This is a genomic window from Polaribacter sp. L3A8, assembly GCF_009796785.1.
Lineage (GTDB): Bacteria > Bacteroidota > Bacteroidia > Flavobacteriales > Flavobacteriaceae > Polaribacter.
In genome coordinates, this window is record NZ_CP047026.1 from 2,924,717 (window position 1) to 2,944,632 (window position 19,916).

General features: G+C 29.0%; 23 protein-coding genes. 11 read left to right on the forward strand and 12 right to left on the reverse strand.

Annotated features, from left to right (window positions below):
• Nucleotides 1–8: 8 nt before the first annotated feature.
• Nucleotides 9–518 carry an RNA polymerase sigma factor gene (locus GQR92_RS11740; RefSeq protein ID WP_158839765.1) on the reverse strand — a complete coding sequence of 170 codons (510 nt, stop codon included), beginning with the start codon at nucleotides 516–518 and terminating at the stop codon, nucleotides 9–11.
• 182 nt (nucleotides 519–700) lie between these two features.
• Here GQR92_RS11740 and GQR92_RS11745 point away from each other — a divergent pair, with 182 nt between their 5' ends.
• From GQR92_RS11745 to GQR92_RS11755, 3 genes are all read left to right on the forward strand, one after another.
• Nucleotides 701–1,753, forward strand: coding sequence for a hypothetical protein (locus tag GQR92_RS11745; protein ID WP_158839767.1), 1,053 nt, complete (start codon nucleotides 701–703; stop codon nucleotides 1,751–1,753).
• Nucleotides 1,754–1,847: 94 nt separating this feature from the next.
• Nucleotides 1,848–2,630 (forward strand): membrane metalloprotease, encoded by a 783-nt coding sequence (locus tag GQR92_RS11750; protein WP_158839769.1) that lies wholly within the window; start codon nucleotides 1,848–1,850, stop codon nucleotides 2,628–2,630.
• 77 nt (nucleotides 2,631–2,707) lie between these two features.
• Nucleotides 2,708–3,292: a porin family protein gene (locus tag GQR92_RS11755; protein WP_158839771.1), complete on the forward strand. Its 585-nt coding sequence runs from the start codon at nucleotides 2,708–2,710 to the stop codon at nucleotides 3,290–3,292.
• 276 nt (nucleotides 3,293–3,568) lie between these two features.
• Here GQR92_RS11755 and GQR92_RS11760 read toward each other — a convergent pair whose 3' ends face one another.
• The 4 genes from GQR92_RS11760 to dinD are packed head-to-tail and all read right to left on the reverse strand — an operon-like array spanning nucleotide 3,569 to nucleotide 6,630.
• On the reverse strand, nucleotides 3,569–4,135 hold the full coding sequence (locus GQR92_RS11760) for a pseudouridine synthase (protein WP_302849611.1): 567 nt from the start codon (nucleotides 4,133–4,135) through the stop codon (nucleotides 3,569–3,571).
• A 4-nt stretch (nucleotides 4,136–4,139) separates the two neighbouring features.
• The gene (locus GQR92_RS11765; protein ID WP_158839773.1) at nucleotides 4,140–4,937 is read right to left on the reverse strand and encodes an alpha/beta hydrolase; all 798 of its coding nucleotides are present in this window, start codon (nucleotides 4,935–4,937) and stop codon (nucleotides 4,140–4,142) included.
• 59 nt (nucleotides 4,938–4,996) lie between these two features.
• Nucleotides 4,997–5,785, reverse strand: a complete 789-nt coding sequence (locus GQR92_RS11770) for an aldose 1-epimerase (protein WP_158839775.1) — start codon at nucleotides 5,783–5,785, stop codon at nucleotides 4,997–4,999.
• A gap of 5 nt (nucleotides 5,786–5,790) precedes the next feature.
• Nucleotides 5,791–6,630 carry a DNA damage-inducible protein D gene (gene dinD / locus GQR92_RS11775; protein ID WP_158839777.1) on the reverse strand — a complete coding sequence of 280 codons (840 nt, stop codon included), beginning with the start codon at nucleotides 6,628–6,630 and terminating at the stop codon, nucleotides 5,791–5,793.
• A gap of 100 nt (nucleotides 6,631–6,730) precedes the next feature.
• Between dinD and recA the strand changes: the two genes are divergently transcribed.
• The 3 genes from recA (at nucleotide 6,731) to GQR92_RS11790 (ending at nucleotide 9,345) form a co-directional block, all read left to right on the forward strand.
• Entirely contained in the window at nucleotides 6,731–7,738 is a 1,008-nt protein-coding gene (recA, locus tag GQR92_RS11780) for a recombinase RecA (protein ID WP_158839779.1), read from the forward strand.
• A gap of 163 nt (nucleotides 7,739–7,901) precedes the next feature.
• Complete coding sequence (locus tag GQR92_RS11785) at nucleotides 7,902–8,444, forward strand: GNAT family N-acetyltransferase (protein WP_158839781.1); 543 nt, start codon at nucleotides 7,902–7,904, stop codon at nucleotides 8,442–8,444.
• Nucleotides 8,445–8,628: 184 nt separating this feature from the next.
• A complete protein-coding gene (locus tag GQR92_RS11790) occupies nucleotides 8,629–9,345 on the forward strand; it encodes a LytR/AlgR family response regulator transcription factor (RefSeq protein WP_158839783.1) in 717 nt (238 codons plus the stop codon).
• A 163-nt stretch (nucleotides 9,346–9,508) separates the two neighbouring features.
• On the opposite strand, the gene GQR92_RS11795 is transcribed toward GQR92_RS11790, so the two are convergent.
• Genes GQR92_RS11795 through GQR92_RS11810 form a run of 4 tightly spaced genes read right to left on the reverse strand, consistent with a single transcriptional unit; the run spans nucleotide 9,509 to nucleotide 12,452 of the window.
• Nucleotides 9,509–9,661 carry a PspC domain-containing protein gene (locus GQR92_RS11795; RefSeq protein ID WP_105049697.1) on the reverse strand — a complete coding sequence of 51 codons (153 nt, stop codon included), beginning with the start codon at nucleotides 9,659–9,661 and terminating at the stop codon, nucleotides 9,509–9,511.
• 21 nt (nucleotides 9,662–9,682) lie between these two features.
• Nucleotides 9,683–10,114 carry a dUTP diphosphatase gene (dut, locus tag GQR92_RS11800; protein ID WP_158839785.1) on the reverse strand — a complete coding sequence of 144 codons (432 nt, stop codon included), beginning with the start codon at nucleotides 10,112–10,114 and terminating at the stop codon, nucleotides 9,683–9,685.
• 5 nt (nucleotides 10,115–10,119) lie between these two features.
• Entirely contained in the window at nucleotides 10,120–10,995 is an 876-nt protein-coding gene (locus GQR92_RS11805) for an alpha/beta hydrolase (protein WP_158839787.1), read from the reverse strand.
• A gap of 2 nt (nucleotides 10,996–10,997) precedes the next feature.
• Nucleotides 10,998–12,452 (reverse strand): MATE family efflux transporter, encoded by a 1,455-nt coding sequence (locus GQR92_RS11810; protein WP_158839789.1) that lies wholly within the window; start codon nucleotides 12,450–12,452, stop codon nucleotides 10,998–11,000.
• 96 nt (nucleotides 12,453–12,548) lie between these two features.
• Between GQR92_RS11810 and GQR92_RS11815 the strand changes: the two genes are divergently transcribed.
• The 3 genes from GQR92_RS11815 to GQR92_RS11825 are packed head-to-tail and all read left to right on the forward strand — an operon-like array spanning nucleotide 12,549 to nucleotide 15,520.
• Nucleotides 12,549–13,544, forward strand: a complete 996-nt coding sequence (locus GQR92_RS11815; protein ID WP_158839791.1) for an NAD(P)H-dependent glycerol-3-phosphate dehydrogenase — start codon at nucleotides 12,549–12,551, stop codon at nucleotides 13,542–13,544.
• Between the two features lie 43 nt (nucleotides 13,545–13,587).
• Nucleotides 13,588–14,247: a hypothetical protein gene (locus GQR92_RS11820; protein WP_158839793.1), complete on the forward strand. Its 660-nt coding sequence runs from the start codon at nucleotides 13,588–13,590 to the stop codon at nucleotides 14,245–14,247.
• A gap of 4 nt (nucleotides 14,248–14,251) precedes the next feature.
• Entirely contained in the window at nucleotides 14,252–15,520 is a 1,269-nt protein-coding gene (locus tag GQR92_RS11825) for an MFS transporter (protein ID WP_158839795.1), read from the forward strand.
• A 68-nt stretch (nucleotides 15,521–15,588) separates the two neighbouring features.
• On the opposite strand, the gene GQR92_RS11830 is transcribed toward GQR92_RS11825, so the two are convergent.
• The 3 genes from GQR92_RS11830 to GQR92_RS11840 all read right to left on the reverse strand — a co-directional run bounded on the left by GQR92_RS11830 (nucleotide 15,589) and on the right by GQR92_RS11840 (nucleotide 18,684).
• Nucleotides 15,589–15,927: a hypothetical protein gene (locus GQR92_RS11830; RefSeq protein WP_158839797.1), complete on the reverse strand. Its 339-nt coding sequence runs from the start codon at nucleotides 15,925–15,927 to the stop codon at nucleotides 15,589–15,591.
• A gap of 451 nt (nucleotides 15,928–16,378) precedes the next feature.
• Nucleotides 16,379–16,717: a hypothetical protein gene (locus tag GQR92_RS11835; RefSeq protein WP_158839799.1), complete on the reverse strand. Its 339-nt coding sequence runs from the start codon at nucleotides 16,715–16,717 to the stop codon at nucleotides 16,379–16,381.
• A 320-nt stretch (nucleotides 16,718–17,037) separates the two neighbouring features.
• Entirely contained in the window at nucleotides 17,038–18,684 is a 1,647-nt protein-coding gene (locus GQR92_RS11840) for a glycerol-3-phosphate dehydrogenase/oxidase (RefSeq protein ID WP_158839801.1), read from the reverse strand.
• 163 nt (nucleotides 18,685–18,847) lie between these two features.
• Here GQR92_RS11840 and GQR92_RS11845 point away from each other — a divergent pair, with 163 nt between their 5' ends.
• Complete coding sequence (locus GQR92_RS11845; RefSeq protein ID WP_158839803.1) at nucleotides 18,848–19,282, forward strand: TerB family tellurite resistance protein; 435 nt, start codon at nucleotides 18,848–18,850, stop codon at nucleotides 19,280–19,282.
• A gap of 39 nt (nucleotides 19,283–19,321) precedes the next feature.
• Nucleotides 19,322–19,912 carry a 2OG-Fe(II) oxygenase gene (locus GQR92_RS11850; protein WP_158839805.1) on the forward strand — a complete coding sequence of 197 codons (591 nt, stop codon included), beginning with the start codon at nucleotides 19,322–19,324 and terminating at the stop codon, nucleotides 19,910–19,912.
• Nucleotides 19,913–19,916: the final 4 nt, after the last annotated feature.

The following is a 19,916-nucleotide window of genomic DNA, read 5'->3' on the forward strand; positions in this document are numbered from 1 at the left end:
AATTGAAATTAAATTCCGTCTATGTTAGTTCTTAATTTTTTTAATGCTGATGACATTCTTTTTTCTACTGCTTTTTGAGAAATTTCTAACATTTCTGCAATTTCTCGGTATTTTTTGCCATCAATTCTATTCATCAGAAAAACTTCCCTCTCGCCTACTGTTAAACCTGAAATGGCATTTTTTAGCTTGTTTTTAAATTCTTCTTCTTCTAATAAATAATCTGGACTTTGGTTATCTACATCTAAATAAGGACTACTTTTTGCATATTCAAAAACTACCTTTTGATGCTTTACTTTATTAAGAAAAAGATTGTTAATAACTGTAAATAAGTAAGACTTTGCTTTCGTAAAATCGACTTTAGCGCAATGTTCCCATATTTTTATAAATGCTTCTTGTGCTAAATCTAAAGACGTATTTTTATCACCAGACTTATAGTATGCAAAATTACTTGCAGATTGTATATGAGAAGTGTAAAACTCATTAAAATAAATTTCGTCGCAAAGAGATTTATTAGTCATATAGGGGTTTTAAATAATAAAAATAAAAAAAAATTAAAACAAAGGTAGGGTAAATAAATGTTTAGTTGTTTTACTTACAGAATGACAAAAAAATAATCATTCTAAAAAAAAAGGTAGGGTAAAATAAAACAAAGTTGTTTTACTCATATAAACAAGAAACATTAATTATAAAATTTATTAAAATGAAAACATTAAAATTAATTACAGCAATTGCTTTTACAGTAATATTAGGATTTACTTCTTGCCAATCTGAAGAAAGTAAAGAAATAGGTACCAATCCAAATGCAAATTCATCTACATCGCCAACCGCTTCTAATTACGAAAGAGCAGCAATGAATGATGGTTCTGATGATGATTTTTTAGACGGAAATGCGTGTACCGAATTATTGTTTCCATTAACGGCAACTGTAAACGGACAACAAATTACTTTAATTAGTAAATTAGATTTCTCTTTAGTTTTAAATATTATGGGACAATTTAATAACGATACTGATAATGTATCTTTTAATTTTCCAATTAGTGTTAAAACAAGTAATTATACAGAAGTAAAAGTAAATAATCAAGCAGAATTTGATGCTTTACAGCAAGAGTGTGAAAATGCAGAAGCACAAGGAAAAGGTGCAATTTCTTGTATAGATATTAACTTTCCGGTTACCATGTTAACTTATGATATTAGTTTAGAACAAACCGGAAGTGTGGTTGTACAATCAGAAAAACAACTGTATACGTTTATGACAGATTTACAATCTGATGAGTTATTTGCCGTAAATTATCCAATAAATGCAACTTTAAGTAACGGAACTGCTGTAACAATTAAAAGTGATGCAGAATTTCAAAATGCTATTTCAGAATGTATTCAATTTGAAGAAGAAAAAGATGATGCAGCAACTACAGCAGCAGATGTTGAAGCTATTTTATCTGGTACAAAATTTAAAGTAGAAACTTTTATTACAGCGGGTGCAAATACTGCAAACGATTATGCAAATTGGTCTATAGAATTTGCAAACGATTTTAAAATTGTGGCTACAAATGTGGTAAACGCAGCATTAGGAGAAGTAGAAGGAACGTATACGGTAAGTTCGGAAACAGAAGCTTTTGTAAATATTAATTTTGCAAGTAATACAGCAGTTAGTGCTTTAGGTAATGATTGGGTTATTAGCTCTTTTAGTAACACCTTAATTACATTACAAAGCAAAACAGATGCTTCTGTAACCTTAGCATTTAAGAAAATTTAAAAAGGAGAAGTAGTAGTAGATTGTAGTTAGTTGATGATAACTTTACAACTATTATTCCCCCAATTTTAGTTGTAAAGTTTTTAATAAAAGTAAAATGAAAAATATTTTTTTAAGAGTAATTTTAGTGTGTAGTATCCTTATTTCTTGTTCGTCAGAAAATGAAGGTATAATAGATGGAGAAACAGGTAATACCATTAATGTAGCCACTAATAGACAAGCTACAGGTTCTTCTGCTAACGATTTACTTTCTGCAAATACCTTTAAAAAAATGATTGTAGAACTTGCATATATAGAAGGTTTTAAACCTTCTGATGCAGCTATAAACAATTTTAAAAACTTTATTACCAATAGAACTAACAAACCAGAAGGAGTAATATTTAGTATTAAAGAAATAGCCGCTACAAACAAAGAAGTATATACTTTAGATGAAGTAGTAGCTTTAGAAACAACAAACAGAACTACTTATAATTCTAATACAACAATTGCTGTTTGGGTATTATTTATCAATGGTAAATCTTCTAGTGATACTAATTCTAGCGCAATTTTAGGTTCTGCATATTGGAACACTTCTTTTGTTATTTACGAAGAAACAATTCACGGTTTAAGTAACAGTGCTTTTGAACCAGAAAGAAGCTTATTAGAATCATCTGTAATTCATCACGAATTTGGCCATATTTTAGGGTTAACAAATTTAGGAACCGAGTTACAAAGTGATCATGAAGATACAGAACACCCAAAACATTGCGATGAAGAAGATTGTTTAATGTATTGGGCAGCAGAAACTAGCCAAGGAATTGGTAGAATGATTTCTGGCGGACAAATACCAACTTTAGACGCACAATGTTTGGCAGATTTAAAAGCCAATGGCGGAAAGTAAAAATAAAGGTAGGGTAAAATAAAGTTGAGTTGTCTTATATACGAGAACAATAAATATAAACTTTAAAACTATTTAAAATGAAAACATTATATATAACAATAGCATTATTAATTACAGGTCTTTTATCTGTAAATGCACAAGATAAAAATAGGGCTACAGCAGGTATTAAAGGAGGATATAATATCTCTTCAGTTAGTTTCGATGGAAGCTCAGAAACAGGTAAGTTACATGGTTATCACATAGGTATTTATGGCGAATCTTACATTGGTAAATTCCTTTCTATTCAGCCAGAAATATTGTATTCTAAACAAGGTTATAAAATTATAGATGATAACGGAACGTACACACAGAAGTTAGATTATATAAATGTACCATTGATGTTAAAATTATATCCTGTAAAAAGTTTTTTTATTGAAGCAGGACCACAAATAGGATTTTCAATTTCGCATAAAGAAACCTTTGATGCAGGTTTTATTCTATATGATACATCAGAAGAATTTGAACCTAGTAATTTAGATTGGGGTGTAAATGTAGGAACCGGTTTTAAGAGCGATGGAGGCGTAAGTTTAGGTGTAAGATACCATTTAGGTCAAAGTGATGTTTATGACCAAGACAAGCCAAAAAATAGAGTATGGCAGCTCTATTTAGGATTCGAATTTTAATCGCAGGGCGATAGCCAAGGATTTAATTACCAGATTATTGTATCGAAATTAAAAAACATGTTTCGGAAGCATACGTCGTACCCTTGGGTCTAGGTTGTTGATTCAAAAAAAAGGGAGATAATTATTTATCTCCCTTTTTTGTCATCTTATAAATTAAATAACCAAAACCCACTAAAAAGTGTAAAATGATTACTGCCGCAACTATATATAAAGTGGTGTTAGAATTATTCATTTTGCAAAAATATAAAGATAAATACTTTTTTTTTGTGATGAATGTTACATTAGGGTATCAACTTCTTTTACACCACAAATTTCTAGATTACCCAAAGTAATTTCTCCTATTCTAACACGAATTAAACGTAAAGTTGGTAAACCTACAGCAGCAGTCATTTTTCTAACTTGTCTAAATTTACCTTCTGTAATAATAATAGAAACCCAGCTTGTTGGTCCGTGTCTTTCATCCCTAATTTTCATACTTCTAAGTGGAAATTTAGGATCGTCTATTATAAAAGCTTTACCAGGTTTTGTGGTGTATTTTTTGCCATTAAAACCAATTTCTACTCCGGTTTGTAATTGCTCAATTTCTTTTTGGGTAATAACTCCATCAACTTGTACGTAATATTCTTTTTCGTATTTATGAGATCTAATTTCTGCGGATACTTTACCATCAGTTGTTAATAATAGTAACCCTTCCGATGGAACATCTAAACGACCAATAGCCATGGTTCCTTCTGGAAAATCGTGTAATTCTCCTAATAATTTTTTCTTCCGCTTTGCGGGATTAACAAACTGAGAAATCATTCCCCAAGGTTTGTTTATTATAAAATGACGATGATTTTCTATCAATTTATTGAGCTTTTAAAGAAGATAAAAAATCATTAAAAGCGGCCCAATAAGTTTCATTACCTTCCGTAGTTTTCCACAATGCTTTAGAACCGTGAATACCTTTTACTTCTGGTATAAAATGAGTTACATAAATAGGTTTTATTTTATTAACCAAAGTAGTTACACCGGCACTTTCACTTTTAGAAGAAGTTACAAAAACAGGTTTAGTATACGTACTTATTGCTTTATTGATATCGATACCTTTAAAATATTCACCAGGACTAAAAGCTGCTACTGCTTTAATTTTAGAATTATTTTCTCCCATTAAAAGCGCTAAAGAAGAAGAATAAGAACTACCAACTAACAAAATTTGTTGGCCTCCGTTTTGTTGATATATGTAATCTATTGCAGCTTCAATATCTTGCTTTGCATCTAAATAAGTAAGCCCTAAACCTTTTGTTTTGGCAGCAATTGCTGTTTGGTTATCTATAGTATTTACAGTGTTGCCAGAACGTTGATCTATTGCCATTACAGAATATCCTAATTTATTTAATTTTATAGCAGTGTCTTTATATTCTCCTCTACTATAACCCGCCTGATGGCATAATAAAACAGTAATAGGTGTTTCTTTAATTTTATAAACATCTGCAGTAATTGGCAAACTATCTTTAGACGGAAATGTAATGGTTTCTTTTTCTAAAATGGGTTTTGTTTTTTCTTGTATCGTTTTATTTTCTGACACTACATTGGTTGGAGTTGTCGGTTTATTTTTGCAAGAAAAAAGTAAGAGTACGCTAAGAATTAAAGAATATTTTATCATTTTGTTTAGGATGAAATTTTAGTATTTATAAATTTTATAACTAAGATATTGTAATGAAACTACAATACTTTAATTGTTACAGAAAAAGTATTTTTTCCTTCGGATAAACGCATGTTTTCTTCAGAGAATTTTTGGTCTGTGTAAGAAGTATATTGTGTAATTGGTTCAATACAAAGCATATTATCAACTTCTGTCCACAACATAAAATTATCAAAGTTTTTTGTAGTAATTTCTAAGTCGTTTTTGTTAATATTTTTTAAAGTGATTTTATCAGCATTTAAAACAGGACAAGCATTTGAACCCGCTTTATAAACATCTGCCAAAGTAATTTCTGTATCGTTAGAAATTAAGGTTTCATTACCTGTATTAGATAATAAAAATGCAGGATGATAGCCTAACATAAAAGGCATTCCTTTTTCTGACTCGATGATAAATTGGATATGTAAAACATCGTTTTTTAAGGTAAAATTCTTTTCGAATGTAAAATCGAAAGGCCAAAAAAGTTTTTCTTCGGTAGACTTTACAGGAAATTTACTGTTGATGATTGCTGTATTATTTTTATATTTTTTGATGAATTTAGCACTGCTTTCATCCGAAGAAATTAAAGAATAATCCATTTCTCTTAACAAACCATGTTGATCTAAAATAGCATCACCATTTTTGGTATGCACTCTAAAATTATTTTTAGCAGTTGGACCAATTACCGGAAACATTTCATCGTCAGCATTACGCCAACCTTTATTTCCTTTTTGATGAATATATTCTTGATTGTCTTTTTGATAACTGATTAATTCTCCTTTTTCGATTTTAATAAGAGAGTTTACGTTTTTTAGTATAATAATACTCATTTAAATTATTTTAATTTATCAGGGTTTTTACCTAGTTTTTTAGATTCAGAAATAACTCTTCTTTCTAATTTCTTTATATCTTCTTCTGCAGGTAAGTTTTCTGGTTTAATACCTCTTTCTAATAATATTTTTCTAACAGATCTATTGTTAGTTATATGTTCTGCAGAAATATTTCTTTCGTTTCTTAAATCTTTTTCTTTAGTATTAAAGACCGTTATTTCTGTTGCAAAATCTTTTGCTTTTATAGTGATAGTTGGTAAATAATCTGCCAATGCTTTACTATTAGGAATTCTTAATTTAGCTTTCATATCTTTTGTTGATCTTCCAAATAAAGCTTGGTCTCCTTTACTTCTTATTAATCCAAAATTTTTATCGTTTCCTGTTTTTTCGTAAATTAATTCTGATAAATCCTTTTCTGAAATTGTTAGTTTTTGTCTTGCCTGTAATCGTTCCCAATCTTTAATTCTTTGTTCAATTAGCTCAAACTTTCTTGTTTGCATTGCAAAGTAATTTTGTGCAAAAGCAATACTTTCTTTTCTTGGGTCTCCATTTTGTGCAATTAAATAACAAGCATATCTTGTAAGCATTAAATCTTCTATTTCTCTTTTGGTATTAGAACCAATTTCAACCATTTTCCTGACGTCAGGAAAATGGTCAAGAATATCATTTCCAGTTATATCACAAGAAACCTTTGCCTTATTAATAACTTTTATAAAATTTTCCCATTTTGAATAACCTAATAGAATTTGCAAATCCCTTGCAAACCAAAACTCTATACCACTTTCAGTAGTTTGAGAATAGTCTTCAAAATTTTTAGTTAGACTTTGTACAATTTCTTTTTTCATCTTTTTCAATTTTTTATAAAAATACAAAAAAAGATGTGTACAAAAACAAACTCTTTTTGTAACTTGTGGCACTTATTTAAAAATAAAACAAGCAAGATTAATGGCGGCAGATAAAGAAAAAACAGCAAAGCTAAAAGCACTTCAACTTACTCTAGATAAGCTAGATAAGACGTATGGTAAAGGAGCCGTAATGAAATTAGGAGATGTAGTTACCGAAGACATAGATGCAATTTCATCTGGTTCTTTAGGGTTAGATTTAGCCTTAGGCGTAGGTGGTTATCCAAGAGGAAGAGTTATTGAAATTTACGGACCAGAATCTTCTGGTAAAACTACTTTAACGTTGCATGCAATTGCAGAAGCTCAAAAAGCTGGAGGAATTGCAGCATTTATTGATGCAGAACATGCATTTGATAAATTTTACGCAGAAAATTTAGGAGTAGATATAGATAACTTAATTATTTCTCAACCAGATCATGGTGAGCAAGCATTAGAAATTGCAGAAAACTTAATTCGTTCTGGAGCAATAGATATTGTTGTTATTGATTCTGTGGCAGCATTAACGCCAAAAGCAGAAATTGAGGGAGAAATGGGAGATTCTAAAATGGGTTTACATGCTCGTTTAATGTCTCAAGCATTACGTAAATTAACGGGTACAATTTCTAAAACAAAATGTACTGTTATATTTATTAACCAATTACGTGAAAAAATTGGTGTAATGTTTGGTAACCCAGAAACTACAACGGGTGGTAACGCATTAAAATTCTATGCTTCTGTACGTTTAGATATTAGAAGAAGAACACAAATTAAAGACGGAGACAGAGTTATTGGTAACAGTACTAAAGTTAAAGTTGTTAAAAATAAAGTAGCACCGCCGTTTCAAATTGCAGAATTTGATATTATGTACGGACAAGGAATTTCTAAAGTTGGTGAAATTTTAGATATTGGTGTAGAGTTAGGTATTGTTAAGAAAAGTGGTTCTTGGTTTAGTTACGGAGAAACAAAATTAGGTCAGGGTAGAGATGCTGTTAAAGGTTTAATTAAAGACAATCCAGAATTAGCTGAAGAACTTGAAGGTAAAATTAAGATTGCTATTGAAAATCAAGAATAAATATTAAAAGTTCTAACTATTATTATTAAACTGCTATAGAAGTAATCAATCTATAGCAGTTTTTTTTATGCGTTTTCTAAAAGTATAATACAACAAACTATTTTTTATTGTGCAATATATACGCGCTTTTGCAAGTCAGTAATTACTTTTATAGGTTTGTAGCATGATTTACCTAACAGAACAACTATCCTTAAAAAGTATAAAAACGGATGATTATACGCTATTGTATAATGTAATGTGTGAGGTTTATCCTTTAGCTTACAGCCATTTTTGGACAGATAAAGGAGATTGGTATGTAAATTCTCAATACGCTAAAGCGCATATCTTAAAAGAATTATCTGAAGAAAATGCGGAGTATTATTTTGTGTTATTTAACGATGAAATTGTGGGTAATTTTAGAATTATTTGGAATGAAAAACTAGAAGGTTTATCCGAAGAAAAACAAGTAAAATTACACCGAATTTATCTTCATAAAAAAACACAAGGAAACGGAATTGGAAAAAAACTAGTTGCTTGGTTATCAAAAAAGGCAATTAAAAAAGGCTATAATACAATCTGGTTAGATGCCATGGATGAACAAGCCCAAGCTTTTCAGTTTTATAAAAAGTTAGGGTTTGTGTATCATTCTCATACTTTTTTAGCGTATGATTTATTATATAAAGAGGTTAGAAAAATGAGTCAGGTTTATAAAGTTTTAAAGTTTTAATATTTTATTTTTTTAATATTAAATTTGATTAAAAAGCTATTTATTTGTTTTAAATTTTATTGAGTTATAATTTATTTATCCTTTAAAAATATTTGTTTGTCCCAAATGTTTATTGATTCATACTTTTTATTCATAAATTTGTAAAAGGTTTATTTTTTAGAAAGTATCCCTATAAAAGCATTATATGAAATACACATACATCATAATACAAGACAAAAAAGAAGCTTTAGATGATTTAAGATCAGCTTTAGATGAACATTCAGATTATAAATTTGTAGATACTGCAACAAATTTAGAAGATGGATTTTCTTTAATTCTTAAAACAAAACCGAATCTTATTTTTTTAGATGTAGAAATTAACGATAGAAATACCTTTACACTTATTCCTAAACTAAAAGAATTTTTTACTGATTTGCCAATCATAATTATGACAACAACGCATAATTATTATGCAAAAGAAGCTGTTAATAATCAGGTATCTTATTTTTTAAGTAAACCAATACAACCTGTAGAATTAGAAAATTCATTACTGTTTTTTGAAAAAACATTTACAGAAAGACAAACACACCTTGTGGTAAAAACAGGGGCAGATATCTATCTTTTAAATTATAATAAAATTTCTTTTTTACAAGCGGAAAGAAATTATACAAGTATTTTTAATGCAAACGGAAAAAGTTTTTCAACATCAAAATCTTTAAAACATTTTGAAGAAACGTTACCTAAAAAATTTATTCGTGTTCATAGAAGTTTTATTGTAAATAAAAACTGTATTGAAAGATTAAATACTAGAAAAGGACAACTCTTTTTACAACCAACGGATACACTTCAGGATTTAGAAGAAAATTTTATTCCTATTGGAAAAGAATACTTACAGAAACTTAAAAACTCTTTTTCTTTTTAAAAATTATAACTCTTTTTTATTAATTATTTGGTTATAAAAAATGTTGTTAATCCTTAAAAAAATATTGTTGGTAGGTGTTAAATGTATTTTTATCCTAATTTATAGAAATTTTAAAATAAAAGGTAATAATTTTAAATTACTACCTTTTTAAGTATTTTAAATATTATTCTTTAGATAGAATTTTTACCAACCATAAAATTAAATAGGCTCCAAGACCTAAACCTCCAAATAAAACTAATAAGACAAATAATATTCTAATATTTTTTGCTGAAAACTGTGTTTTTGTACTCAACCATTCACATACTCCTAAAATCATAATTTTATTTTTTAATTTTTGTTAAACTCCTGTACTTCCAAATCCACCAGCTCCACGTGCTGTTTCACTTAAAACAGTTACTTCTTGCCAGTTTACACGTTCGTGCTTTGCAATAATTAATTGTGCTATTCTTTCGCCATCATTTACAATAAATTCTTCATTAGATAGGTTTACTAAAATAACACCAATTTCTCCTCTGTAATCTGCATCTACTGTTCCTGGAGCGTTTAAAACAGTAATTCCTTTTTTAGCAGCCAAACCACTTCTTGGTCTAACTTGAGCTTCAAAACCAACTGGTAATGCTATAAATAAGCCCGTTTTTACAATGGCTCTTTCTAAAGGTTTTAATGTTATAGATGCCTCAATATTTGCTCTTAAATCCATTCCTGCAGCACCTTCTGTTTCGTAATTAGGGGTTGCGTGTTTCGATTTATTAATTATTTGTACGTTCATTGTTGTTATAAATTATATAAAAATGTAATTACTTCTAAAAATTCTGCTTTCCAAAAAGACTCTGTATGTCTTCCTTTTGTTGCAATTTTGGTTTTCATGTTTTCTGATGGAAAACCAAGATCTAATAAGCGTTCTGCCATATTTTCTGTATCGGTAACCATAATAGCTTCTTCTTTATCACCAGCTAATAAATAAAGTTTTGTATTTTTCTGATTCCCATTTTCTTCAGCAAATTTAACTACTTTATTAGAAAACCAAAAAGAGGGAGAAAGTGCACCAATTTTACCAAAAACCTCAGGATGTTTCAATCCGCCGTAAAATGAGATTAACCCACCTAAAGAACTACCAATAATTGCGGTGTTTTCTGGAGCAGGTTTGGTTCTGTAATTTTTATCAATAAAAGGTTTTAGTTCGTTGACTAAAAAATCGACATAAATAGCTCCTTTTCCTCCACCATATTTTAGGTTTTTCCAAGGTGTATATTCTTCAATTCTTTTCTCTCCACCATTTTCAACCCCTACAACAATAAAGCTTTTACCCTTTTTTTTATAAAGTTCATTTAGCGTTTCATCTACAGACCATTCGCCAACAAAAGAAGTTTTGTTATCAAACAAATTCTGAGCATCGTGCATATAAATTACATCGTATTTTTCTGTTGATGTATTATAATTTGGTGGTAAATACAACCAAATTTTATGAGGAATAGTGTTTAAACCATCAATAACAAATGTTTTTTGTAAAATGGAAACATTGACTGCTTTTGTAGAAATTTTTTCTGTGCTTTTTGTTACTGTAATCTCTTTTTTTACTTCGGATTTTTTGACCTTACAAGCGTTAAAAACCAGTATGAAAATTAGAAAATATATTGATTTTATATTCATTTCTATCGTTTTAATATTTGTTTAATTTCCTCTTTTTCATTGTAATAAATCAATCCGAAGAAAAGTAAAATAGTTATTATAGAAAACCAATACTGCCCTCTAAATACTATAAAAGAAACCCACTCAAAGAAAATTGAAAATACTAAATAATACCCTATTTTTTTTAATTTATAATTTACTGGATAATGCTTTTTACCAACAAAATAAGACAACACCATCATGGTGCCAAATGCTATTAACGTTGCCCAAGCAGAAGCCATAAAGCCTATTTTAGGAATCATTATTAGGTTAAAAATAATGGTTATTAAGGCTCCCACAATAGAGAAATACATTCCGTATTTTGTTTTGTCGGTTAGTTTATACCAAATAGATAAATTATTATAAATGCCTAAAAATAAGTTTGCTAAAAGTATGATTGGCACAATAGAAAGTGCTTCAAAATATTCTGGTTTTCCTAATAAAATTTGTGCAAATAAATCTATAAAAACAACTACAATAAGCATAAAAAAAGACCCAAAAATGGTAAACCAAGTTAAAACTTTAGCATAGGTTTCTTTGGCATTTTTTTTATCAGCATTATTAAAGAAAAATGGTTCTGCACCCAATCGGAATGCCATAATATACAAGGTCATAAAAACACCTAATTTGTAACAAGCTGCGTAAACTCCCATTTGTTTTTCACCCAAGATATCACTTAACAAAAGTTTGTCTATATTTTCATTGGTTACAAAAGCTAAGCTTCCAACCATGATTGGAAAACTATATTTTAGCATTTTTTTTAAAAGTGTAATATCAAACTCGAATTTAAATTTAAAAACAGATGGAAAAAGCAATCCAAAAGTAGATAAACTGGCTATAGTTCCTGCAACAAAAATGTGAATTACTTTTGGGTAGTTACCATAGTAATTTACAATGGTTTCTGGTAATGAAATTCCGTTTTTAATAGCATAAGGAACAAACCACAAAAAGAAAACATTTAAAATAGTAAAAACACCAATGTTTATCATTTTTATTGCTGTAAATTTTAATGGTTTGTTTGTAACGCGTAAATATGCAAAAGGTACAACTACTAGGGTATCTAGCGTAATTGTATAAACTAATAATTTAAAAAATAAAGGGTTTTTAAATCCGAAGAAAGTAGCAATTTCATTATTAAAAAATAACGCTAAAAAAAAGAAAATTAGCGTTGAAATTAACAAACTAATAAAGGATGTAGAAACTACTTTTCCTTTCTCTTTTTCCTTAGAAAAAAAACGAAAAAAAGCAGTTTCCATTCCAAAAGTTAGTAGTGCATTTAAATAGGCAGCATAAACATAATAATCTGTATTAACTGCATATTTTTCTGCATCTAATGTAGAGGTATGTAATTTAACCAAAAAGATATTAATTGCACGTGGTAAAACAGCGGCAATTCCGTAAATTATGGTGTCTTTAAAAAATCGTTTTAAGGAACTCAAAAAATTAGTATTAGCATACACAAATATAATAATTCACAAATGCATTCATCATTAGATACTAATTTTCTTACTTTTGATATATAAAATGATCAATAGATGAATGAGGACAAAAAAATAGCGGTTTTTGGTGGAGGTAGTTGGGCTACGGCCATTGTAAAAATGTTGAGTGAAAACCTTGATACCATTGGTTGGTATATGAGGAGTGAGCAAGCAATTGAGCATATTAAAGAAAACGATCATAACCCAAATTATTTGCAATCTGCAGATGTGTATGCACGTCAGTTAGATTTGTCTAGTGATATTAATTACACCGTTAATAATTACGATGTTCTTATTTTTGCAATTCCATCTGCTTTTTTAATGAGCGAATTAAAAAAATTAGATACTTCTTTAGAGGGTAAAATTATTTTTTCGGCAATTAAAGGGATTGTGCCAGAAACAGGTTTAATTATAGGAGAACATTTTAATAGAGAATTTAACATACCTATAGAAAATATTGGTGTTATCACCGGACCTTGTCATGCAGAAGAAGTTGCTATGGAGCGATTATCGTATCTAACAATTGCTTGTAAAGATGAAAATAAGGCAAAGTTTATAGAAAAATCTATTCAAAGCTGGTACATTAAAACTAAGATTTCCGATGATATTATTGGTACAGAATATGCAGCCATGTTAAAAAATATTTATGCTGTGGCTGCAGGTATTGCACACGGTTTAGGTTATGGAGACAATTTTCAGGCAGTTTTAATGAGCAACGCAATTAGAGAAATGAAACGCTTTATTAAAAAGGTTCATAAAATGAAACGTAACATTAATAACTCTGCTTATTTGGGCGATTTATTAGTTACTGGATATTCTCTTTTTAGCAGAAATAGACAATTTGGAAACATGGTTGGTAAAGGATATACCGTTAAATCTGCACAAATGGAGATGAGTATGATTGCTGAGGGATATTATGCTACCAAAAGTGCCTTTAAGATGAAGGAAGAAAACGGCGCAAATACACCTATTATAGATACTGTTTACAATGTTTTATACGCGAATAAAAATCCTAAAAAAGAATTTCAAAATTTGACAGATAAATTAGATTAAATGTTTAATTTTGAACATTGATATAAAATATTAAACAATTGTAATGAAAACAATACAAGAAGTTGTTGAAAGCACCATTAGAAAAACACCTTTTATAGAAGAGGCTTTAAATGAAAAATTGATAAACGTTTCTTCTTTAGCAAGAATTATTTTACCAGATGTTTCTGCTGCATTAAAAAAAGAAGTGAAAGTGGGAGCTGTAATGATGGCAATTAATAGACTTTCTCCTGCAAGTGAATTGCGTATTAGAAAAAACATTAAAAAGTTAGCTTTAGATTTAGGTGATGTAATTGTACGATCAGATTTATGTGATTTTACTTTTAAAAATACGCCTTCTTTATTGCGAGAAATCGCAAAAATTCTAACAAAATCATCAGAAAATTCTGACTATTTTTTAACCGTTTCTCAAGGTATTTTTGAAACAAATATTGTGACTAGTAAAAATTTAGAACCTTTTGTTAAAGAAATTTTTGAACAAGAAATTTTAACAAATAGTATGTTAGATTTGGCTTCTATTACTATAAAACTACCAAAAGAAAATATAGAGCAGTCTGGTATTTATTACTTTATTTTAAAACAATTAGCCTGGGCAGATATCTCTTTACAAGAAATTATTTCTACTACAAACGAAATGACAATTGTTGTAAACGAAGAAGATATTAACCAAACATTTGCCATTTTAATGGATATGAAATTACGCTAATAAAATGGCTAAACAAGATCCTTATGCAGCTTTAAAAATAAAGGAATTTAATATCTTTTTATTTGTTCGGTTTTTACTTGTTTTTGGTTGGTCTATGCAGTTTATTGTAATTGAGTGGGAGGTATACTCCATAACAAAAGATCCTTTAAGTTTAGGTATTATTGGGTTAATGGAAATTATTCCGGCATTTACAATGGCTTTATTTGCAGGTCATATTGTAGATCAAAATGAAAAAAGAAATTTACTAGCTATTTGTACAGCAGCTTTTTCATTAATTAGTTTAGGTTTATTTTTATTAACATCAGAAAGTGTAGTAGGGCATTGGTCTACAAACGCTGTTTTATATTCTATATACGGATTGGTTTTCTTTGGTGGCTTTTTACGTTCGTTTTTTGGACCTACCATTTTCTCTTTAGTAGCGTTGTTAGTGCCTAAAAAAATATATCATAATGCGGCAACCTGGAGCACAAGTACCTGGAAAACAGCGTCTGTTTCTGGTGCTTTATTTGGTGGTTTTTTTATAAGTTGGATTGGTGTTGACAAGACACTTTGTTTAGTTTTTATCTTGGTAATTTTATCTTTAGCATTTACTTTTTTAATTAAAAAGAAACCAATTTTAAATAAAAAGATTGGTGAGCCAATAAAAGAAAGTTTAAAAGCAGGAGTTACGTTTGTATTTCAAAATAAAGCCATTTTAGGAGTTTTAACCTTAGATATGATTGCGGTTTTATTTGGTGGTACTGTAGCTATTTTATCTGTTTTTGCACAAGATGTACTTAAGGTGGGGCCAGAAGGTTTTGGTGTTTTAAATGCCTCTATTTCTATGGGAAGTATTGTTACTATGTTTTTAACAACCTACATTCCTATCAACCGAAAAACAGGTAAAAAAATGTTGATATCTGTCTTTGTCTTCGGATTAAGTATTATTGCCTTTGGGTTGTCTTCTATTTTTTTGGTAAGTATTTTAGCTTTATTTGTAAGTGGTGCTGCAGACGGAATATCGATGGTAATTCGTCAAACTATTTTACAATTAAAAACTCCGGATGATATGAGAGGTAGAGTATCTTCTGTAAATTCTATGTTTGTGGGTTCTTCTAATGAATTAGGGGCTTTTGAAAGCGGTTTAGCAGCCAAAATATTAGGTCCTGTTGTTGCAGTTGTTTTTGGCGGAACAATGACCTTAATTACAGTTGTAGCTATTGGAGGGTTAAACCCAACTTTAAGAGAGTTAGATTTAACAGCAGAAATTGAAGCAAACAGAAAAGAAGATTAATTTTTGTTCTGTTTTTAAGGCATAAAAAAACCGTTTATCGGTTGTATGGATAAACGGTTGTAGAAGTATTATTTCTTTTCTGCTATTGCTGTAATCGTTTTAACAGTCTGTTTTTCTTCGGTAGGATTGCCATCTTCATCTACAATATCAATTTCTTTATTTACCCAAGTAATGCTAAATTTCTTACCAATCAATTCTTCTTCGTACAAAGAAAGCTCTATGTTTTCATCTAAGTCATAGAATAAAAAGGAAACATTTTTATCATCTACAAATTTAAAATATTCGGTTTCTGTAAGTCCTTTAAAAGTAGCGATAAGTTTGTTTGATGTGTCTTGAGCAGAAATTGTATTTACAGCAAAAGAAAGAGAAATAAACAGCACGAATGCTGATGCATATAATTTTTTCATGATTTTTAATTTTAAGGTTATTTTTTAATAAATATAGTAGCTGCTCTTTTTCTTAAAAGAACCTGCTTTTGTTTTGAAGTACTCGAAACTATATTTTCATAAGCCTTAAAATTACTGATAAGTGTATATCAAATATACATTTTTTTTCAATTGAAAATTAAATTTGGTATTTATTTTTCAATAAATTAATAATTATTTTTAAATGTTCTTGTTTTTTTAGTTTTTAACCTGATTATCAGTATGTTGAAATTTATATAAAATTTAAACTAAAGTTGTTACATCGTCTATTTTAACTTGATAAATTGGGGTAAAATGCAGTAAATATTACTTTTTAAAATTAAATTTAAAGTAATTTTATAATAAGGAAAGACAATCTATATTTTAGTTAAAAAAGGGCTACTAAAAAGATGATAAAAAAACGTTTGTAAAATGTTACAAACGGCTTTAACTATTATTTTGATTCCTTAATAGATAATATGGTTTTTACAGTAATTTGCGTGCCTGTTTTTTGCCCCTGCAAATCATATTCATCTACAAGTTTATTTTTCCAGGTAAGTATAAATCTTTTATCTATTTTACTATCATCTTCTTTTTCAAAATTTATATTTTTTGATAAATCATAAAATAAATATTCTACATTATTATCATCAACAAATTTATAGTCTTGACTTTTTGTTGGCCCCACATAAGTTGCAACTAAGGTATGCACTGTTTCTTGCAACGTAATTTTTTTTGCAGAAAAAGAGAAAGCAATAAACAAGATAACAGCCGTGGTATAAAACGTTTTCATAATTTTTAAATTTAAGGTTATTGTAAATTATAAATAATTTAAATATTCTTTTTTTGGAGAAAGAAGTTATTTAAATAGAAAAGCATAAAAAGTGTAAATTCATAAGCATGATAATTAGCATTATACACTCAAATATAAGCTATTTTTTTATTGAAAATAAGTATTAAGTTTTATATATTTAAAATAATTACATTTTAAGTAAGTTGATATTCAGTGTTTTGAAGGTTAAAGAAAGTGCTTAAAAAGATCGTTTTAAAACAGAAACCTCACAGATTTTTACAATCTATGAGGTTTTTATATTGTGTTTATGAAATTACACTTTACTTAAAAGTAGTAGCCAATTGTATTTTTTCTTCCAATTCTTTTAGATGTTTTTCTGTTGTTTTTTCATCCCAAGAAAAAATGTTTTTAAATTCATAAAGAACATATTTTTTGTATAAAAGTACACTGCGTGCATCAAAAAATAAACGACCCGTTCTACGCATAAAAAAATCTGTTGGCGTGCAGGTCATTTCATAATTTATGGTAAACCAAACTTCTGCTTTCATCATTTTTTCTTGCATGTTATCATGCATTAAATCATCAAACTTTTGTAAAATAATATCTGTTTGTTTTCCATAATTATGCACTAAATATTCTGCATCCTTTCTATCGAAATCTACTTCTGCAATTCTATTCTGAATAGCATCCGTATAACTTTGTACTTCTTGGTAATTATTAAAAGTACCACCAGAGAGTGCTATTTCCTTGGTTTTTATTTCTTCAAATTTTGTATCGAACCTGCGTTCGTATTTTTTGGCAACCAAATCTACAATGCGTTCTGCCATTTTTCTGTAACCTGTTAATTTTCCACCGGCAATAGAAATCAATTCTGTATCAGAAACAAAAATTTCATCTTTTCTAGATAATTCAGAAGAAGACTTTCCTTCTTCGTGTATTAAAGGCCTTAATCCTGCCCAAGAAGACTCAATATCATTTAATGATAAATTAATGTCTGGAAACATATTGTTTACTGCAGAAATTAAATAAGTAGCATCTACCAAATTAGTTTCTACATTGTTTTTATCTAATTGATAATTGGTATCAGTTGTACCAAAATAAGTGACTCTTCCACGGGGAATCGCAAACATCATACGGCCATCTGGTACATCAAAATAAACAGATTGTTTTAGGGGTAACTTTTCATGAGCTACTACTAAGTGTACGCCTTTTGTTAAATGCAAACGTTTCCCTGTTTTAGAATGGTTGGTTTGTCTTAAATCATCTACCCAAGGGCCTGTTGCATTTACTACATACTTTGCTTTTATATCAAAAATAGTATTAGAAAGTGTGTCTTTTACAGTAGCACCAACAACCCTATTTTCTTCGTAAATAAATTCGGTTGCTTCTGTATAATTTATAATCTTAGCCTCGTATTCTAACGCTGTTTTTAGTACTTCTATGGTTAAACGAGCATCATCGGTTCTGTATTCTGCATAATAACCAGCACCATTTAAAATACCTTCTGGTAATAAAGGTTCTTTCTCTAAAGACTCCTCTTTGTCTAACATTTTACGTTTGTCTTCTCCTTCTACAGAAGCTAAAATATCATAGACTTTCAGTCCGATAGACGTTAACCAAGAACCATAGGTTCCTCCTTCAATTAAAGGTAAGATCATTTTTTCTGGTACCACTAAATGAGGTGCTAAATCGTGCACAATGGCACGTTCTGTACCTACTTCTTTAACCAACCAAAAATCAAATTGTTTTAAGTAGCGCAAACCACCGTGAATTAGTTTTGTAGATTTACTAGAAGTACCAGAAGCAAAATCGTTTTTTTCTATTAAAGCTACTTTCATTCCTCTAGAAGCAGCGTCTAAAGCGATTCCTGCGCCCGTAATTCCACCACCAATAATTAGTACATCAAATTCGGTAGTTTGTAAATCTTTGGTAATATTTTTTCTATTGAAGTAAGAAAAGTTGCTCATATTTTAAGTTAAATTAATAAAAGAATAGTTATGTAACTATTAATCTTTAGCAAAGTACAAAAAATGCAATCTATTCGATTTGTCTTTTTACAAATATTTTAGGAAACGTATTTTTAACTTTTTTTTTAGACCATTTTCACTATTTTTATAAAAAATAAATAAAATGGCAATATTAGATTTATATCCTAAAGGAAAACACAAACAAGAAATCGGGCATTTTGCAAATATTGTAAAAATTGCAAAAATAGACGGAGAAATTACAGATGATGAAAAAGAATTATTAATACGAATGGGTAAGAACTTAAACTTAACGTTAGATGAGTTTGCTGTTATTCTTAGTAATCCAGAAAAATTTCCAACAAATGCACCTGCAAATTATGAAGATAGAATAGAACGTTTGTATCGTTTGGCTAAAATGATTTTAGTAGATGGAGAAGCAAAGTTAATAGAAGTTCAATTGATGAGAAAAATTGCTGTTCGCTTACATTTTTCTCATGAAAATGCAGAAAAAGTTTGTGATGAAGCCATTCATTTAGTTTTAAATGATAACAGTTTAGAAGATTTTACAGAGGCTATTAAAAAAGTACATAACTCTTAATTGCAAACAATTCACAATCTAGAGTTGTGGTTGTCCTGGATGGACGATCTCGCAGACCAAGATTATGTAGTTATTGATGATTTTATAGACACTAACCTTTATAAAGAAATTAAAAACTTCCTTTTTAAAAAAATAGATGTTTTTGATAAAGCAGGTATTGGTTCTCTTAACCAACACACAATAAAAAAAACCATTCGTGGTGATAAAACCTATTGGTTAAATAAAGATAGAGATACGGTTCTTAGTGGTTTTTGGAATTTATTAGAAGAAACTAAAAGCACCTTAAATAGGTATTGTTATCTAAGTTTATCTGGCCAAGAATTTCATTTAGCTCATTATCCTTCTGGAGGTTATTATAAAAGACATTTAGATCAATTTGAAGGTAGAAATAATAGAATGATTTCTATGATTATTTACCTAAATGATAATTGGCAAGCAGAAAATGGTGGACAATTAGAAATTTTAGATAAAAATAAAAAATTACAATTAGTAGAACCTATTGCAAAAAGATGTGTTTTATTTAAAAGTGATAAAGTACCACATGCTGTTTTAAAATCTTTTAAAGACAGGTATAGTTTAACAGGTTGGTTGCTTTACCAACCAACAAGTTTAGGTCCATTGTTAGGTTAATTAT

What these genes read in the sequence shown, in the direction of transcription:
- GQR92_RS11740 (WP_158839765.1), bottom strand. Translation starts at nt 518, where the DNA reads ATGACTAATAAATCTCTTTGCGACGAAATTTATTTTAATGAGTTTTAC.
- GQR92_RS11745 (WP_158839767.1), top strand. Translation starts at nt 701, where the DNA reads ATGAAAACATTAAAATTAATTACAGCAATTGCTTTTACAGTAATATTA.
- GQR92_RS11750 (WP_158839769.1), top strand. Translation starts at nt 1,848, where the DNA reads ATGAAAAATATTTTTTTAAGAGTAATTTTAGTGTGTAGTATCCTTATT.
- GQR92_RS11755 (WP_158839771.1), top strand. Translation starts at nt 2,708, where the DNA reads ATGAAAACATTATATATAACAATAGCATTATTAATTACAGGTCTTTTA.
- GQR92_RS11765 (WP_158839773.1), bottom strand. Translation starts at nt 4,937, where the DNA reads ATGATAAAATATTCTTTAATTCTTAGCGTACTCTTACTTTTTTCTTGC.
- GQR92_RS11770 (WP_158839775.1), bottom strand. Translation starts at nt 5,785, where the DNA reads ATGAGTATTATTATACTAAAAAACGTAAACTCTCTTATTAAAATCGAA.
- dinD (WP_158839777.1), bottom strand. Translation starts at nt 6,630, where the DNA reads ATGAAAAAAGAAATTGTACAAAGTCTAACTAAAAATTTTGAAGACTAT.
- recA (WP_158839779.1), top strand. Translation starts at nt 6,731, where the DNA reads ATGGCGGCAGATAAAGAAAAAACAGCAAAGCTAAAAGCACTTCAACTT.
- GQR92_RS11785 (WP_158839781.1), top strand. Translation starts at nt 7,902, where the DNA reads ATGATTTACCTAACAGAACAACTATCCTTAAAAAGTATAAAAACGGAT.
- GQR92_RS11790 (WP_158839783.1), top strand. Translation starts at nt 8,629, where the DNA reads ATGAAATACACATACATCATAATACAAGACAAAAAAGAAGCTTTAGAT.
- GQR92_RS11795 (WP_105049697.1), bottom strand. Translation starts at nt 9,661, where the DNA reads ATGATTTTAGGAGTATGTGAATGGTTGAGTACAAAAACACAGTTTTCA.
- dut (WP_158839785.1), bottom strand. Translation starts at nt 10,114, where the DNA reads ATGAACGTACAAATAATTAATAAATCGAAACACGCAACCCCTAATTAC.
- GQR92_RS11805 (WP_158839787.1), bottom strand. Translation starts at nt 10,995, where the DNA reads ATGAATATAAAATCAATATATTTTCTAATTTTCATACTGGTTTTTAAC.
- GQR92_RS11815 (WP_158839791.1), top strand. Translation starts at nt 12,549, where the DNA reads ATGAATGAGGACAAAAAAATAGCGGTTTTTGGTGGAGGTAGTTGGGCT.
- GQR92_RS11820 (WP_158839793.1), top strand. Translation starts at nt 13,588, where the DNA reads ATGAAAACAATACAAGAAGTTGTTGAAAGCACCATTAGAAAAACACCT.
- GQR92_RS11825 (WP_158839795.1), top strand. Translation starts at nt 14,252, where the DNA reads ATGGCTAAACAAGATCCTTATGCAGCTTTAAAAATAAAGGAATTTAAT.
- GQR92_RS11830 (WP_158839797.1), bottom strand. Translation starts at nt 15,927, where the DNA reads ATGAAAAAATTATATGCATCAGCATTCGTGCTGTTTATTTCTCTTTCT.
- GQR92_RS11835 (WP_158839799.1), bottom strand. Translation starts at nt 16,717, where the DNA reads ATGAAAACGTTTTATACCACGGCTGTTATCTTGTTTATTGCTTTCTCT.
- GQR92_RS11840 (WP_158839801.1), bottom strand. Translation starts at nt 18,684, where the DNA reads ATGAGCAACTTTTCTTACTTCAATAGAAAAAATATTACCAAAGATTTA.
- GQR92_RS11845 (WP_158839803.1), top strand. Translation starts at nt 18,848, where the DNA reads ATGGCAATATTAGATTTATATCCTAAAGGAAAACACAAACAAGAAATC.
- GQR92_RS11850 (WP_158839805.1), top strand. Translation starts at nt 19,322, where the DNA reads ATGGACGATCTCGCAGACCAAGATTATGTAGTTATTGATGATTTTATA.